Here is a 16678-nt window from a genome sequence, read left to right on the forward strand (position 1 = left end):
TCATTGTAAGCGGTTCGCTTAACTGTCTACACTCTTGCTGATTACGACAAGAGCAAACGCAGGCCAATCAATGATTCTGATAATTTATGCGCATCCTTATCCGCAGCATTCTCATGCGAATAAGCGAATGCTTGAACAGGCAGGGACGCTTGAAGGCGTAGAGATACGCTCCCTCTATCAACTCTATCCCGACTTTAATATCGATGTCGCCGCCGAGCAGGCGGCGCTGGCCCGTGCCGATCTGGTTATCTGGCAGCACCCTATGCAGTGGTATAGCGTACCGCCGCTGCTGAAGCTGTGGATGGACAAAGTGTTGGCGCACGGCTGGGCCTATGGTCACAACGGTATTGCCCTGCGCGGTAAATCGCTGATGTGGGCGGTGACCACCGGCGGCGGTGAAAGCCACTTCGACATCGGCTCATTCCCCGGTTTTCCGGTGCTGGCGCAGCCGTTGCAGGCAACCGCGCTTTACTGCGGAATGAAATGGCTGCCGCCGTTCGCCATGCACTGCACTTTTATCTGCGATGACGAAACGCTGCAGGCGCAGGCCCGCCATTATCGTCAACGCTTAATCGACTGGCAGGAGGCACACCAGAATGGATAGCCATACGCTGATACAAGCGCTGATTTACCTGGGCGCCGCGGCGCTGATTGTGCCCATCGCCGTCCGCCTGGGGCTGGGGTCGGTGCTGGGCTATCTGATCGCTGGCTGTATTATCGGCCCGTGGGGGCTGCGGCTGGTGACTGACGCCGAGGCGATTCTGCACTTTGCCGAGATCGGCGTGGTGCTGATGCTGTTCGTGATTGGTCTGGAGCTGGATCCGCAGCGGCTGTGGAAGCTACGCGCCTCGGTGTTCGGCGGCGGCGCGCTGCAGATGGTAGCCTGCGGGGTATTGATCGGTCTGTTCTGCATGCTGCTGGGCCTGCGCTGGCAGGTGGCCGAGCTGATAGGCATGACCCTGGCGCTCTCCTCAACCGCGATCGCCATGCAGGCGATGAATGAGCGCAATCTGACGGTATCGCAGATGGGGCGCAGCGCCTTCGCGGTGCTGCTGTTCCAGGATATCGCGGCGATCCCGCTGGTGGCGATGATCCCCCTGCTGGCGGCCAGCGGCGGCGCCACCTCGCTGGTGGCGTTTGCCCTCTCCGCGCTGAAGGTGGCCGCGGCGCTGGCGCTGGTGGTGGCCCTGGGGCGCTATCTGACCCGTCCGCTGCTGCGCTTTGTCGCCCGTTCCGGCCTGCGCGAAGTGTTCAGCGCCGTGGCGCTGTTCCTGGTCTTCGGCTTTGGATTGCTGCTGGAGGAAGTCGGGCTGTCGATGGCGATGGGGGCGTTTCTCGCCGGGGTGCTGCTGGCCAGCTCCGAGTATCGTCATGCGCTGGAGAGCGATATCGAGCCGTTTAAAGGGCTGCTGCTGGGGCTGTTCTTTATCGGCGTCGGCATGTCGATTGACTTCGGCACTCTCGTGACCCATCCGCTGCGTATCGTTATTTTGCTGGTCGGTTTCCTGGCGATAAAAATGCTGATGCTGTGGCTTATCGCCAGGCCGCTGGGCGTGCCACGCGCCCAGCGCCGCTGGTTTGCGGTGCTGCTGGGGCAGGGAAGCGAGTTCGCGTTTGTGGTCTTTGGCGCCGCGCGGATGGCGGATGTGCTGGACGGCGAATGGGCTAAGGCGCTGACCCTGGCGGTGGCGCTGTCGATGGCGGCAACGCCGGTCTTGCTGGTCCTGCTGACCCGTCTGGAGAAATCGGCCAGCGGCCAGGCGCGGGATGCTGACGAGATTGATGAAGAGCAGCCGCGGGTGATTGTTGCCGGCTTTGGCCGCTTCGGGCAGATTGCCGGGCGACTGTTGCTCTCCAGCGGGGTGAAGATGGTTATCCTCGATCACGACCCGGATCATGTTGATACCTTGCGCAAATTTGATATGAAGGTTTTCTACGGCGATGCCACCCGGGTCGACCTGCTGGAATCGGCCGGCGCCGAAAAGGCGGAAGTACTGATCAATGCCATAGACGATCCGCACGTCAGCCTTGAGCTGGTGGAAAGGGTAAAAGAGCATTTTCCGCATCTGCAGATCATCTCCCGCGCCCGCGATGTCGATCATTACATCAAGCTGCGCCAGGCTGGCGTCGAGGCGCCGGAGCGTGAAACCTTCGAGGCGGCGCTGAAGTCCGGCCGAATGACGCTGGAGGCGCTGGGACTCGGCGCCTATGAAGCCCGCGAGCGGGCCGATCTGTTCCGTCGCTTCAACCTGCAGATGGTCGAAGAGATGGTGGCGATGGCGGAAAACGACGCGGCGTCGCGGGTGGCGGTCTTCAAGCGGACCAGCGATATGCTCACCGGCATCATCAACGAAGATCGTCATCATCTGTCGCTGGTGCAGCGTCACGGCTGGCAGGGGACGGAAGAGGGCAGGCACTCCGGGGATATTGCCGATGAGCCGGAAAATAAGCCCTCAGCCTGACGCTCGTCAGTAACATTTTGTTTTCCGTTTAGAACCGGTTCTGGCGGCCCACGGTGTGAACGTGGGCTTGCCAGCAAATCAGAAAATTTTCTTATTCTTTACCTTCCGGCCAGTCGACGAAGTAGTACGCTTTCCGTATAGTGGCGACAATTTTTTGCACTCGGGAATGAATGAATGATCAGTCTGATTGCGGCGTTAGCGGTAGATCGCGTCATTGGTATGGAAAACGCCATGCCATGGAACCTGCCTGCCGATCTCGCCTGGTTCAAACGCAACACGTTAAATAAGCCGGTGGTGATGGGGCGTCTGACCTGGGAATCCATTGGGCGCCCGTTGCCGGGGCGTAAAAATATCGTGATCAGCAGCAAACCCGGCAGCGACGATCGCGTGCAGTGGGTCTCCTCAGTGGAGGAAGCGATTGCTGCCTGCGGCGATGTGGAAGAGATTATGGTGATTGGCGGCGGCCGCGTTTATGAGCAGTTCCTGCCGAAAGCGCATAAGCTCTATCTGACGCACATTGATGCGGAAGTGGAAGGCGATACCCATTTCCCGGATTACGACCCGGACGAGTGGGAGTCGGTGTTCAGCGAGTTTCATGACGCTGACGCGCAGAACTCCCACAGCTACTGCTTTGAGATCCTCGAACGCCGTTAAGCGGGAAGGATAGCAATGAAAAAACCCCGGTCGCGCCTGGCGTGACCGGGGTTTTCTTTTGCGTGAATTCCGCGACGAAGGCGCACTCAGTATCTCGTCATGTTCCCCGTCGCAGGCTTCGTCTTTCGGGAGCGCTGTCCGGGCGACAAATCGCAAGGAAATGTAGGTCGGGTAAGGCGTGAGCCGCCACCCGACACAAAAGTGGCTCCGCGCCCGCCGTTCTTGCCCGGGGCGACAAATCGCAAGGCAATGTAGCCCGGATAAGGCGCAACGCGCCGCCATCCGGGAAGACTCAGGACGCGACGGCTTCGCCTTCGTCGAGGCTTTTCTGGCGGTTCGACGGCTGGGTGAAGTACTGCTTATCTTCCCAGCGCAGGCAGGTGAGTTCCCCGCCCCAGCAGCAGCCCGTATCCAGGGCGTAAATCCCCTCCGGCGTACCGCGTCCCTCCAGTGAAGCCCAGTGGCCAAAGGCAATGCTGTAGGCATTGCTGACCGGGCCAGGAATGGCAAACCACGGCTTCAGCGGCGCTGGGGCGTCCTCGGGCGCCTCTTTCGAATACATATCCAGCTGGCCGTTGGGGAAGCAGTAGCGCATGCGGGTAAAAGCATTAGAGATAAAGCGCAGGCGCGCCAGACCGCTCAGCTCGTTGCTCCAGTGATTCGGCATATCGCCATACATGGCATCGAGGAAGAAAGGGTAGGAGTCGCTGGAGAGCACCGCTTCTACATCGCGCGCGCACTGCTGGGCGGTCTCCAGATCCCACTGCGGCGTGATGCCCGCGTGGGCCATCACCAGCTTTTTCTCTTCATCCACCTGCAGCAGCGGCTGGCGACGCAACCAGTTGAGCAGCTCGTCGGCATCCGGGGCTTCCAGCAGGGATTTCAGACGATCCTTCGGCTTGTTACGGCTGATACCGGCGAAGACGGCCAGCAGGTGGAGATCATGGTTGCCCAGCACCAGTCGCACACTGTCGCCCAGAGATTTGACATAGCGCAGGACCTCCAGCGACCCCGGGCCACGGGCCACCAGATCGCCGGTCAGCCATAGCGTATCGGTACTCGGGTCGAATTCAACCTGCGCTAATAATGCGATCAGTTCATCGTAGCAACCGTGAACGTCGCCAATAAGGTATGTTGACATTGTTTTAATGAATGAGCGTTGGAACTGCGAGACGGAACACAGGGATCTCGATACGGAACGGCGAGCCGTCGATATCGATCATCTCATAATGACCCTGCATGGTTCCCAGCGGCGTTTCGATGACCGCGCCGCTGGTATATTGATATTCACCGCCAGCGGGAATATGTGGTTGCTCGCCGACCACCCCTTCACCCTGAACTTCAGTCTCACGACCGTGGCCGTTAGTGATGAGCCAGTAGCGGCCAAGCAGCTGAACCTGACTCCGCCCCAGATTGCGAATGGTGACGGTATAAGCGAAGACGTAACGCTCTTCTTCCGGAGAAGACTGCGATTCGATATAGACGCTTTGCACCTGAACGCAAACACGAGGCGAATTAATCATGGTTAGCTCTCCTTCGAAGGCAGATTGTTGGATAACCAGTTGGCCATCTTACAGTACTGCTCTACAGAAATATTTTCCGCACGCACTGCCGGGTCGACGCCCAGCTCGGTCAACACTTCAACGCTAAACAGATTGCCGAGACTATTGCGGATGGTCTTACGGCGCTGGTTGAAGGCTTCGGTGGTGATGCGGCTCAGTACCCGGACCTCTTTTACCGGATACGGCATGGTGCGGTGCGGCACCAGGCGAACCACCGCGGAGTCAACCTTAGGCGGCGGGGTAAACGCGCTCGGCGGCACTTCGAGTACCGGGATCACCTGGCAATAATATTGCGCCATCACGCTTAACCGACCATACGCCTTACTGTTCGGCCCGGCAACCAGACGATTGACCACTTCTTTCTGCAGCATAAAGTGCATATCGGCAATGGCATCAGTATAGCTGAACAGATGGAACATTAGCGGCGTCGAGATATTGTACGGCAGGTTGCCGAAGACGCGCAGCGGCTGGCCCATTTTCTCCGCCAGTTCGCCGAAGTTCATGGTCATCGCATCCTGCTGATAGATGGTCAGCTTCGGTCCGAGGAACGGGTGCGTCTGCAGGCGAGCCGCCAGATCGCGGTCCAGTTCGATAACGGTCAGCTGGTCAAGACGTTCGCCGACCGGTTCGGTCAGCGCGGCGAGACCCGGGCCGATTTCAACCATCGCCTGGCCTTTCTGCGGATTAATCGCCGAGACGATGCTGTCGATCACAAACTGATCGTTGAGGAAGTTCTGCCCGAAGCGTTTACGGGCTAAATGGCCCTGATGGACTCGATTATTCATTGGGTATTAACAATCATTTTGATGGCGAGATTAAGCGCCGTGATAAAACTGCCGACGTCCGCTTTTCCCTGACCCGCTAATTCCAGTGCGGTGCCGTGGTCGACGGAGGTACGAATAAAAGGTAAACCGAGCGTAATGTTCACGCCACGGCCAAAGCCCTGGTATTTTAGCACGGGCAGGCCCTGATCGTGGTACATCGCGAGTACCGCATCGGCATGGTCAAGGTATTTGGGCTGAAAGAGGGTGTCTGCCGGCAGCGGACCGCTGAGGTTCATCCCCTTCGCGCGCATCTCTTCCAGCACCGGAATAATGGTGTCTATCTCTTCCGTTCCCATATGGCCGCCTTCGCCAGCGTGCGGGTTAAGCCCGCAAACCAGCACATGCGGCTGGGCAATGCCAAATTTCGTGCGCAGATCGTGATCGAGAATGGTGATGATCTCGCGCAGCAGCTCGGGCGTTATTGCTTCGCTGATGGCTTTCAACGGCAGATGGGTCGTCACCAGCGCCACCCGCAGCTCCTCGGTCGCCAGCATCATCACCACTTTGCTGGCCTTCGCGCGCTCTTCGAAGAACTCGGTATGACCGGTGAAGGCGATGCCGGCGTCGTTGATGTTGCCTTTGTGCACCGGGCCGGTCACTAACGCTGCAAATTCGCCGCTAAGGCAGCCGTCGCAAGCGCGCGCCAGCGTTTCCACGACATAGGCGCCGTTTTGCACGTTCAGCACGCCGGGTTCCGCCGGGACGTTCAGCGGTACGTTAAGCAGCGTCAGCGTACCGGCGCGCTGCGGAACGGGCGGTTGCGCAGGATCGTATGGGAGGAGAGATAAAGGAAGACCGAGCCGCTGGGCTCGGTCAGTTAACAAGGCGCCGTCGGCGCAGATCACCAGCTCAACTGGCCAGTCGCGCTGGGCAAGCTGCACGACCAGGTCAGGGCCAATCCCGGCGGGTTCGCCGGGAGTGATGACAACTTTACGGATTTCAGGCATCGATATTAGTTGCTCAGAATTTTAACATACGCACTGGCGCGCTGTTCCTGCATCCAGGTTGCCGCTTCTTCAGAGAATTTGCGGTTCATCAGCATGCGGTATGCACGATCTTTCTGCGCGGCGTCGGTTCTGTCGACCTGACGGCTATCCAGCAGTTCGATCAGATGCCAGCCGAAGGAGGAGTGCACCGGTCCGCTGGTCTGCCCTTTGTTCAGACGCATCAGCGCATCGCGGAATGCCGGATCGAAGATGTCCGGCGTCGCCCAACCTAAATCACCGCCCTGGTTTGCTGAACCCGGATCTTCAGAGAACGCTTTCGCCGCTTTGGCGAAGGTGGTTTTCCCGCTCTTAATGTCAGCCGCGATCTGTTCCAGTTTGGCCTGGGCCTGGGCATCATTCATGATCGGCGACGGCTTAAGCAGAATATGACGGGCATGCACTTCGGTGACGGAGATGTTCTGAGTCCCGCCGCGCAGGTCGTTGACTTTCAGAATGTGGAAGCCGACGCCAGAGCGGATCGGGCCGACGATATCCCCTTTTTTGGCGGTGCTTAACGCCTGGGCGAAAATACCAGGCAGCTCCTGGATACGACCCCAGCCCATCTGGCCTCCCTTCAGCGCCTGTTGGTCAGCGGAGTAGGTGATGGCCAGTTTACCGAAGTTAGCGCCGTTGCGCGCTTGTTCAACGATGGCATTTGCTTGCTCCTGAGCTGCGGCAACTTCATCCGCGGTCGGGTTTTCCGCCAGCGGGATCAGGATGTGGCTCAGGTTAAGCTCGGTGCTGGCATCGTTCTGGTCGCCAATCTGTTTTGCCAGCGCTTCGACTTCCTGCGGCAGCACGGTGATACGGCGACGCACTTCATTGTTACGCACTTCCGAAATCAGCATCTCTTTGCGGATCTGGCTACGGTAGGTGTTGTAGTTGATGCCTTCATAGGCCAGACGGCTGCGCATCTGATCCATGGTCATGTTGTTTTGTTTGGCGATGTTGGCGATGGCCTGATCGAGCTGGTCGTCAGAGACCTTCACGCCCATCTTCTGCCCCAACTGCAATACGATCTGGTCCATGATCAGTCTTTCGAGGATTTGATGGCGCAGTGTCGCGTCATCCGGCAGCTGTTGGCCAGCCTGACCCGCATTGAGCTTAACTGATTGCATCAAACCATCGACGTCGCTTTCCAGCACGACGCCATTATTGACGACGGCCGCTACTTTATCGACCACCTGAGGGGCAGCGAAACTGGTATTCGCGATCATGGCGATACCGAGAAGCAGCGTTTTCCAGTTCTTCATACTTTTTCCATTTCAATTAACCGCAAATGCGGACGATGTTGTAAACCAGCCGCATCACAGGGAGCTCTGGTACGGTAAAATGTTCGAACGCAGCATCTGCTGGGTGCCGAGGCCGTAGTTAGAGCTCAGACCGCGCAATTCAATATTGATTCCGAAGGTGTTGTCGTATTTGCTCTCGCCGCCGTTGTTGTTGCTATCCCAGCCGTTGACTTTACGTTCGTAGCCAAGACGGATGGCGTAGCAGCAGGAGTTATACTGAACACCCAACATCTGGTTTGCTGCTTTCCGGGTATTGGTATCGAAGTAGTATGCCCCGACCACAGACCAGCGATCGACGATCGGCCAACTGGCGGTCATCCCCACCTGCGAAATACCCTGTTTATATTGTGCCGCCGTGGAATATGAAGGCAGTGTAGCCTGAATATATTCCGGGCTGGCGTAACGATAGTTAAGCTGGACTAAGCGGTTTTCATCGCGACGGTATTCAATGGTGCCGTTACCGGTGGCGACGTTATCCAGACGGGTGTCGTACTGGATCCCTCCGCGTAAACCCCAGTCATCGGCGATGCGCCAGTAGGTATCGCCGGCCCATACCAGTGAACCCGTGGTGTCGTTGTTCTCCCAGTTGATGTTGTCATCACCGGTGCGTGACTCGGTGAAATAGTAGATTTGACCAACGGAAATATTAAAACGTTCCACGGCGGCGGCATCATACACGCGAGAGGTGATGCCGGTAGTGACCTGGTTGGCTGACGCGATGCGGTCCAGACCGCTATAGGTACGGTCGCGGAACAGGCCGGTGTAGTCCGACTGCAATAGCGTGGAGTCGTAGCTACCGATTTCACTCTGATCGCGGTACGGCACGTACAGATACTGCATGCGCGGTTCCAGCGTTTGGGTGAATCCCTCCTGCAGGTCGCGTTCAAAGACCATTTTACCGTCGATTTTAAACTGCGGCATTACGCGGCTGACAGACTCTTTGTAGTCAGTGCCGTTGGCGGCGTTGTACTTATCGAGGTTGCTCTGCTGGTAGTGGGTCGCCAGCAGCTTGGCTTCAGTATTCAGACTGCCCCAGGCGTTGGACAGCGGCAGGTTGATCGTCGGTTCGAGGTGAACGCGGGTCGCTTCCGGCATGTTGTTATTCGAGTTAACAAAATGGGCGACCTGACCGTACAGATGGGTATCGAACGGACCGACATCGTTCTGGTAGTAGTTGATGTCGAGCTGCGGCTCAGCCGAGTAGGAGTTGCTCGATTCCCGGTCAAAGACCTGGAACTGCTTGGTCGATACCGTCGCGTCAAAGTTCTGATTGACGTAACCGGCGCTGAATTTCTGCGTCGCATAGCCGTCGGTACTGGAACCATATTTCGAGCTGAAATCGTTGAAGTAGTCAGGATCGCTGACCTTGGTGTAGTCAGCGTTCAGACGCCATACCTGATCGATAACCCCGGAGTGGTTCCAGTAGAACAGCCAGCGGCGGCTGTTGCTGTCGCTCGAATGATCGTCTTCGTAGACTTTATCCGACGGCAGGTAGTCGAATTCAGTTAAGCCGCTGCCGAGCTGGGTCAGGTAGCGGAATTCGTTTTCCCACATCACGCCGCCGCGTTTGTTCATATAGTGCGGGGTGATAGTGGCATCGAAGTTCGGCGCAATGTTCCAGTAGTACGGCAGGGAGAATTCCACACCGTTTTTGGTACTGTATTTGGCGTTCGGGATCAGGAAACCGGAACGACGTTTGTCGCCCACCGGCAACTGCAGGTAAGGGCTGTAGAAAATCGGTACTGAGCCCAGCTTAAAGCGGGCGTTCCAGATCTCGGCAACCTGCTCTTCACGGTCGTGGATGACTTCGCTGCCCACGACGCTCCAGGTGTCGGAGCCCGGCAGACAGGAGGTAAAGCTGCCATTTTCCAGAATGGTATAGCGGTTTTCGCCGCGCTGTTTCATCAGGTCCGCCGTGCCGCGTCCCTGGCGTCCGACCATTTGATAATCGCCCTGCCAGACGTTGGTATCTTTGGTGTTCAGGTTTGACCAGGCTTTAGGCCCTTTGAGGATCACCTGGTTATCGTCGTAATGGACGTTGCCCAGCGCATCCACCGTTCGCACCGGTTGCGCCTGGCCCGCGGCCTGCTGCTGATGCAGCTGCACTTCGTCGGCACGCAGGCGGCTGTTCCCCTGGTTAATATCGACGTTGCCGGTGAAGACGGCATTATCCGGGTAGTTGCCCTTCGCATGATCGGCGTTAATCGTCACCGGCAGATCGCCAGGCCGCCCTTCCACGAGCGGACGATCAAAGCTTGGCACGCCAAGCATACATTGCGTTGCGAGATCGGCAGCGAGGCCTTGTTGGCTATACAAGGCGCTGGCAATCATCGTAGCCAGGAGGCTGGGAATACGTTTTTTCATACGTTGTATTTATTGTTCCATCATCTTGTGGCAGCGGCTTGCAAACGGTCAGAGCCTAACTTACTCAACATTATCACGCTAGTGTTAATCCTGCCCGTTTCGAGCCCGAGCGTTAGGCACCCTGTTGAATGACGAGTATGATAAAGCAAATTATAGGCTATGTCCCACAATTGACCGAGGCGCGAGTGCCGGGTAACGTGCGGTCATATTCGAGCTTAACGGCGATAAACAGTTGGGGAGTCTATGCAGTATTTGGGTAAAGTGATTGGCGTGGCAGTGGCTTTGCTGATGGGCGGTGGGTTTTGGGGTGTCGTGCTCGGCTTCCTGGTGGGCCATATGTTTGACCGGGCGCGCAGTCGCCGGTTGAATCTCTTCGCCAATCAACAGGAACGCCAGTCGCTCTTCTTTTCCACCACCTTTGAAGTGATGGGGCATCTGACCAAATCCAAGGGTCGCGTCACCGAAGCTGATATTCATGTCGCCAATGTGCTGATGGATCGCATGAACCTGCACGGTGCATCGCGTACGGCGGCGCAGCAGGCGTTTCGCGACGGCAAGGCCGACAACTATCCGCTGCGCGAGAAGATGCGTCAGCTGCGCAGCGTCTGCTTTGGGCGCTTCGATCTGATTCGGATGTTTCTGGAAATTCAGCTGCAGGCGGCGTTCGCTGACGGCGAATTGCACCCCAACGAACGTGAAGTGCTGTTCGTCATCGCTGACGAGCTTGGCATCTCCCGCGCCCAGTTCGATCAATTCCTGCGGATGATGCAGGGCGGCGCCCAGTTTGGCGGCGGTTCGCAGCAGCAATCGTATGGTCAGCACGGCGGCAATGCCGGCTGGCAGCAGGCGCAGCGCGGGCCAACCCTCGAAGATGCCTGCAATGTGCTGGGGGTGAAACCGACCGATGACGCGGCGACGGTGAAGCGCGCCTATCGTAAGCTGATGAACGAACATCATCCGGACAAGCTAGTGGCGAAAGGGCTGCCGCCGGAGATGATGGAGATGGCCAAACAGAAAGCTCAGGAGATCCAGAAGGCCTGGGAGCTGATCAAAGAGCAGCGCGGCTTCTGAGTTTTCCCGCCCCTCCCGTCCGGCGAGGGGTTTTAGTTTTTAGGCTGTGCGCGTCGGTACAGCCGCCGCGGATGGCCGATTTTTCCATACAGCATCTCCACTTCCAGAAAGCCGGTCTCGACACCGTGTTCCAGATAGCGCCGGGCGGTGGTTTTGCTGAGCCCGGCGGCGCTGACCACCTCATCGACGGAAAAACAGTGTGCTTCCCGGCCGCTAAACAATCCCTGCACCAGCGCCAGCGTCTTCTCTTCAATGCCCTTACTGCCGCTATCCACGCGGAAGTTCTTCGCCTGCAGTTGGTAGAGAGAATCGACGTTCTGCTGATCGACGATTTTCCATTCCCGCTGCTGATCGTAAAACTGGATAAAGCGCTCAAGCGACTGGCTCAGCCGCTTCCAGGAGACGGGCTTAAGGATATAGTCGAAGGCGCCGTTGCGGATGGCCAGGCTGCAGGTTTCCATATCGCTGGCGGCGGTGATAAAGATCACTGAGCAATGGGTGGTTGCCAGCACCGGGTCGGTCATCAGCGTGACGCCTTTGCCGTCCGGTAAATAGTTATCCAGCAGCACCAGCTGCGGCGGACTGGCGTGGAGCAACTGCCGCGCCTGAGCGAGGGAGGCCGCCATGCCTGCCAGCCGCAGTCGCGGGTGTTTTTGCACAAGCTCGGCGTGCAGGCGCGCCAGCTCGCTCTCATCTTCAATGATCAGCACATCGACCAGGTCATGATGCATTGTGGGCCTCCGTTTGCGGACAGGCGGGGGCGTCGGCCGGGATAAACAGGGTGAAGATGGTTCCCCGCGGCGCGTTGTCGGCGACTTCGATGGTGCCGCCCGCCTGAGTGACATAATGTTCAATAAGATACAAACCAATGCCGTGATCGCCACGGGTTTTGGTGGTCACGCCGCGTTCAAAAATGCGGTCGCGAATATCGGGACGAATGCCGACGCCGCGGTCAGCCACTTCGATGATCAGTTCCCGGGCGTTGAGCTGAATCAGCACTTCCACCGGCTCGTGCGGCAGCTCGGCGCGCTGCGTGGCTTCGATGGCGTTATCCAGCAGGTTGCCGATGATGGAGATCAGTTCGGATTCCTTTAGCGACGGCAGCGGACGATCGATACGACAGGCCGGGTCGAAGCTCAGGACCACGCCTTTTTCGCGGGCGCGGGTCGCTTTGCCCAACAGCAGGCCGCACAGCGTCGGCGAGTGGAAGTGCGAGGAGATGAAGTCCAGCAGCTCCTGGGCATGCTCCGACTGGGCCTGAATATAGTGGATCGCTTCGTCATAGTGACCCATATGCAGCAGACCGGAGAGGGTGGTCATCCGGTTGAGCTGCTCGTGGCGCATGATGCGCAGGTTGTCGACATAGCGCTTCACCTGGCTGAGCTGGGCGGTGAGGGCATTGATTTCGTTGCGGTCGCGGAAGGTGATCACCCAGCCCTGCAGCGTATTCTCCAGCATAATGCGCACCCGGCTGGCGAGCACGGTCAGCTGGTTGAAGCGGCACAGCTCGTCATGAGTGTCACGCTCGAGCATGTCGCCGCTGGCGAAAAACGGCTGCGGCGAAATGACGCTGTCGATTGACTGGCCGCGCAGCTGACGGGCAGGCTGGCTGAGCCCCAGCAGGCTGCGGGCGGCATGGTTAATCACCTCAATGCGCCGCTGGTGATCGATGACGATCACCCCTTCAAAGATCGACTCCATCATTGCCTTTTGCTGACGTACCAGCAGGCCTATCTCCCGCGGCTCGAGCGAAAAAATCTGCTTCTTGATGCTGCGGGTAAAGTACCAGGAGAAGATAAACAGGGCGATGAGCAGCAGGATGGCGGCGATAAAAATATTGATCACTTTGGTCAGCGTGATGCTGTCGAGATAGCTGGTGAGGTAGCCAACGGAGACAATGCCGATCACCTGCCCCTCGTCATCGACGATGGGCGTTTTGCTGCGCAGCGAGACGCCGAGGCCGCCTTTGCGAATGGTGGTGATGGAGTGCCCCTCCAGCACCGCCTGATTGTCGCCGCCGACCAGCCGCGTACCAACCCACTCCGGATGGACGGAGTGAAACAGATGCACGCCCTGCCGATCGCCGATGACGATAAAACTGGCGTCGCTATGGGCGGCGATTTGCTGCATAAACGCCCGGATCGCCTGCGGATCGTGCTGGCTGACCTGCTGACGCAAATTTGGCATCAGGGCTATCTCTTCAGCCTGAATTTTGGCCCGGCCACTCATCTCCTGATACAGCTGGCGGCTGGCGTCAAAATAATAATAAATGCCCAGCGCTATAAAGAGGACCGAGAAAAAGGCGACCAGCGAAATAAACAGCTTATATTGAAAAGAGAGCTTCATAGGTCCCGTACTGCGTATTCACCATACCGGCACTCTATCATTTTTCTGTCACGTGACGTAAATGTTAAGAAGAAGTTGTGATCGTCTGCGCAGGCGCTGGCTGTCGGCGGGGGACTCAGTGGAAATAACGCGTCAGGGAGAATAAAAACCATAAAAACCACAATAATAAATCAGAGATATATCACCCCTTAGCGGTTCCGTGAATAGAAACCATAAAAACCATAGTGACCATTAAAACTTCTTTTTTAATCTGGGGAGCTTCACATTAACGACGCCGCTGTCCCTTTACGCTGAAAATGAATAATAACGACAGGGCTGAATTTATGAGCACCACAGACAATGCATTCTCTGCAACCCTTGAACCGATCAATACGCCGAAAACCACGCTGAAGCAGCGCTGGTGGCACATCATGGATAACTGGAAGGTAGGGATCGTCCCGCTGCCGCTGTTTTTGCTGGCCGGGGGGCTGATTGCCCTCGACTGCCTTGGCGGTAAACTGCCGAGCGATATCGTGGTGATGGTGGCCACCCTGGCTTTCTTTGGCTTCGCCTGCGGCGAGTTTGGTAAGCGCCTGCCGGTGCTGGGAAAACTCGGCGCGGCGGCGATCTGCGCCACTTTTATTCCTTCCGCGCTGGTCCACTACGGTCTGCTGCCGGATGTGGTCGTGGAATCCACCACCAAATTCTATAAATCCACCAATATCCTCTATCTCTACATCTGCTGCATCATCGTCGGCAGCATCATGAGTATGAACCGCACCACGCTGATTCAGGGCTTTCTGAAGATCTTCTTCCCGATGCTGTGTGGCGAAGTGGTCGGCATGCTGGTGGGCATCGGCGTCGGCACGCTGCTGGGCATGGAGCCGTTCCAGGTGTTCTTCTTTATCGTGCTGCCGATCATGGCCGGTGGCGTGGGGGAAGGGGCGATCCCGCTGTCAATGGGTTACGCCGCGCTGATGCATATGGAGCAGGGCGTGGCGCTGGGCCGTATATTGCCGATGGTGATGCTCGGCAGTCTGACGGCGATCGTTATCTCCGGCTGCCTCAACCAGCTCGGCAAGCGTTCTCCGCATCTCACCGGTGAAGGGCAACTGATGCCGAACCGCAGCAATGAAACCCGTAGCCTCGGCGAGAGCGAAGGCGTGAGCGGCAAAACCGACGTCGGGACCCTGGCCTCCGGCGCGCTGCTGGCGGTGCTGCTGTATATGATGGGGATGCTTGGCCACAAACTGATTGGCCTGCCGGCGCCGGTGGGCATGCTGTTCCTCGCGGTGCTGTTAAAGCTGGCTAACGTGGTTTCTCCACGCCTGCAGGAGGGATCGCAGATGGTGTATAAATTCTTTCGCACCGCGGTGACTTACCCGATCCTCTTTGCCGTCGGCGTGGCGATCACCCCGTGGCAGGAACTGGTAAACGCCTTCACGCTGACCAACCTTCTGGTGATCGTCAGTACCGTCTCGGCGCTGGTGGCGACCGGGTTCTTTGTGGGTAAAAAAATAGGGATGCACCCGATCGATGTGGCGATTGTCTCCTGTTGCCAGAGCGGGCAGGGCGGCACCGGCGATGTGGCGATCCTGACCGCCGGTAACCGCATGAGCCTGATGCCGTTCGCGCAGATCGCTACCCGCATCGGCGGGGCGATAAATGTCTCGCTGGGACTGCTGTTCCTCAGCCACTATCTGGCGTGATTAAACGCTGCGCTAAGCGATAAATCTGCCATTTTCCGCTACAGAACGCAGAAAATATCTGCGTTCTGTATCCTAAATGCTCCGCATTTAGCGTTACAATCAGCGCGCGATCGGCTATCGCATCCATCATCATGACAGCCCAGGCGCTGTCGCATTTATCATATGTAGGAGAGGAATTAATGTCAGTGGATACTCCCGCCCAGGCGGGCGTCAGCATCGATGCATTGCTGGCGGCGAAAGAGCAGCGTGCAGCCCGCCAGGCTGACTGGCTGGCCCATTATCAGCAGCCTGTTATTTCCCTGACCCTGGTGACCCCGGGGGCGGTGAAAGACAGCATTCGCTATCGCAACATGATGGGCGTTGCCCTCCAGGCCTGCGACCAGCTGCTGTGGAAGCACCGCTGGCAAGCGCTGGATCGTCAGGTGCTGTGGTTGCCGACCGGGCCCGAAGCGCTGTGGTGCGTGGCGCACCCGGCCAGCGAAATCAAAGCGATGTGCAGCACGCTGGAGCAGAGCCATCCGCTGGGACGCCTGTGGGATATCGATGTGATCTGTCCACAGAACGGGCAGGTGGGACGTCAGTCGCTGGGTGAGTCGCAGCGCCGCTGTCTGCTGTGTGATGAGCCGGCGCACGCCTGCGCGCGCAGCCGTCGCCACGACACCGATCTCGTCGTGGCGCGCGTTGAGCAGATGATTGATGCGTGGTTTGCCCGCGACTAACGGGTCAGTATTCCCCGGCGGCAAGGCGCTACCGGGGACATCCTAAAAGTCGACCGGCGCGCGAAAGGTCATCGCGTTGCCGTAGGCAGGGTGGGTGATGGTGAGCGTCTCGGCGTGCAGCAGCAGACGCGGGGCCATCGCCAGCGCCTCCGGCGTGGCGTAAAAGCGGTCGCCAAGGATCGGATGCCCCAGCGCCAGCATATGCACGCGCAGCTGATGCGAGCGCCCGGTAATCGGCTTCAGGCGCACGCGGGCGGTGTTGTCCTCCGCGTACTCCAGCACCTCATACTCGGTTTGCGCCGCTTTGCCGGTTTCGTAGCACACCTTCTGCTTTGGCCGGTTCGGCCAGTCGCAAATCAGCGGTAAATCCACCAGACCTTCCGCCGGCTGCGGATGGCCCCAGACGCGGGCGACGTACTGTTTTTTCGGCTCGCGCTCGCGGAACTGACGTTTCAGCTCACGCTCCGCGGCCTTATTCAGCGCCACCACAATCACGCCGCTGGTGGCCATATCCAGGCGATGCACCGATTCGGCCTGCGGGAAGTCGCGCTGAATGCGCGTCATCACGCTGTCTTTATGCTCCTCAAGACGACCGGGTACGGACAACAAGCCGCTCGGCTTGTTGACCACCATGATGTGCTCATCCTGATACAGGATCACCAGCCAGGGATCCTGCGGCGGATTGTAGTTTTCCATCGCCATGTTCGCGT

Annotated in this window: 15 protein-coding genes; 6 read left to right on the forward strand and 9 right to left on the reverse strand. The window is 58.2% G+C overall.

Going from position 1 to position 16678, the window contains the following annotated elements; all coding sequences use genetic code 11:
* Positions 1–70: 70 nt before the first annotated feature.
* The 3 genes from kefF to folA all read left to right on the forward strand — a co-directional run bounded on the left by kefF (position 71) and on the right by folA (position 3116).
* Positions 71–604, forward strand: a complete 534-nt coding sequence (gene kefF / locus N438_RS16750) for a glutathione-regulated potassium-efflux system oxidoreductase KefF (RefSeq protein ID WP_008807478.1) — start codon at positions 71–73, stop codon at positions 602–604.
* Positions 597–2462, forward strand: a complete 1866-nt coding sequence (gene kefC / locus N438_RS16755; protein ID WP_032732495.1) for a glutathione-regulated potassium-efflux system protein KefC — start codon at positions 597–599, stop codon at positions 2460–2462. Before kefF ends, kefC begins: the two co-directional genes overlap by 8 nt.
* A gap of 174 nt (positions 2463–2636) precedes the next feature.
* Positions 2637–3116 carry a type 3 dihydrofolate reductase gene (folA, locus tag N438_RS16765; protein WP_008807476.1) on the forward strand — a complete coding sequence of 160 codons (480 nt, stop codon included), beginning with the start codon at positions 2637–2639 and terminating at the stop codon, positions 3114–3116.
* Positions 3117–3408: 292 nt separating this feature from the next.
* Here the strand turns inward: folA and apaH are convergent, their stop codons facing one another.
* From apaH to lptD, 6 genes are read right to left on the reverse strand one after another with little or no spacing between them, the layout of a single operon-like run.
* Positions 3409–4257, reverse strand: a complete 849-nt coding sequence (gene apaH, locus N438_RS16775; protein WP_008807475.1) for a bis(5'-nucleosyl)-tetraphosphatase (symmetrical) ApaH — start codon at positions 4255–4257, stop codon at positions 3409–3411.
* 4 nt (positions 4258–4261) lie between these two features.
* Positions 4262–4639 (reverse strand): Co2+/Mg2+ efflux protein ApaG, encoded by a 378-nt coding sequence (gene apaG / locus N438_RS16780; protein WP_016160282.1) that lies wholly within the window; start codon positions 4637–4639, stop codon positions 4262–4264.
* Positions 4640–4641: 2 nt separating this feature from the next.
* On the reverse strand, positions 4642–5463 hold the full coding sequence (gene rsmA / locus N438_RS16785; RefSeq protein ID WP_008807474.1) for a 16S rRNA (adenine(1518)-N(6)/adenine(1519)-N(6))-dimethyltransferase RsmA: 822 nt from the start codon (positions 5461–5463) through the stop codon (positions 4642–4644).
* Positions 5460–6449: a 4-hydroxythreonine-4-phosphate dehydrogenase PdxA gene (gene pdxA, locus N438_RS16790; protein WP_012542876.1), complete on the reverse strand. Its 990-nt coding sequence runs from the start codon at positions 6447–6449 to the stop codon at positions 5460–5462. The genes rsmA and pdxA overlap by 4 nt, the downstream gene beginning before the upstream one ends.
* 5 nt (positions 6450–6454) lie before the next feature.
* A complete protein-coding gene (gene surA, locus N438_RS16795) occupies positions 6455–7741 on the reverse strand; it encodes a peptidylprolyl isomerase SurA (protein ID WP_008807472.1) in 1287 nt (428 codons plus the stop codon).
* A 54-nt stretch (positions 7742–7795) separates the two neighbouring features.
* Positions 7796–10144: an LPS assembly protein LptD gene (gene lptD / locus N438_RS16800; RefSeq protein WP_008807471.1), complete on the reverse strand. Its 2349-nt coding sequence runs from the start codon at positions 10142–10144 to the stop codon at positions 7796–7798.
* 243 nt (positions 10145–10387) lie between these two features.
* Between lptD and djlA the strand changes: the two genes are divergently transcribed.
* Positions 10388–11215 carry a co-chaperone DjlA gene (gene djlA / locus N438_RS16805; RefSeq protein ID WP_008807470.1) on the forward strand — a complete coding sequence of 276 codons (828 nt, stop codon included), beginning with the start codon at positions 10388–10390 and terminating at the stop codon, positions 11213–11215.
* 32 nt (positions 11216–11247) lie between these two features.
* Here the strand turns inward: djlA and N438_RS16810 are convergent, their stop codons facing one another.
* Complete coding sequence (locus tag N438_RS16810; RefSeq protein ID WP_008807469.1) at positions 11248–11946, reverse strand: response regulator; 699 nt, start codon at positions 11944–11946, stop codon at positions 11248–11250.
* A complete protein-coding gene (locus N438_RS16815) occupies positions 11936–13561 on the reverse strand; it encodes a sensor histidine kinase (protein WP_116696380.1) in 1626 nt (541 codons plus the stop codon). The genes N438_RS16810 and N438_RS16815 overlap by 11 nt, the downstream gene beginning before the upstream one ends.
* A gap of 323 nt (positions 13562–13884) precedes the next feature.
* Between N438_RS16815 and N438_RS16820 the strand changes: the two genes are divergently transcribed.
* A complete protein-coding gene (locus N438_RS16820; RefSeq protein ID WP_008807467.1) occupies positions 13885–15249 on the forward strand; it encodes a 2-hydroxycarboxylate transporter family protein in 1365 nt (454 codons plus the stop codon).
* Positions 15250–15428: 179 nt separating this feature from the next.
* Complete coding sequence (gene citX / locus N438_RS16830) at positions 15429–15968, forward strand: citrate lyase holo-[acyl-carrier protein] synthase (protein ID WP_008807466.1); 540 nt, start codon at positions 15429–15431, stop codon at positions 15966–15968.
* Positions 15969–16010: 42 nt separating this feature from the next.
* Here citX and rluA read toward each other — a convergent pair whose 3' ends face one another.
* On the reverse strand, positions 16011–16670 hold the full coding sequence (gene rluA, locus N438_RS16835) for a bifunctional tRNA pseudouridine(32) synthase/23S rRNA pseudouridine(746) synthase RluA (protein ID WP_008807465.1): 660 nt from the start codon (positions 16668–16670) through the stop codon (positions 16011–16013).
* Positions 16671–16678: the final 8 nt, after the last annotated feature.

The organism is Klebsiella sp. GL120222-02, assembly GCF_003097195.1.
Taxonomy (GTDB): Bacteria; Pseudomonadota; Gammaproteobacteria; order Enterobacterales; family Enterobacteriaceae; genus Klebsiella; species Klebsiella variicola.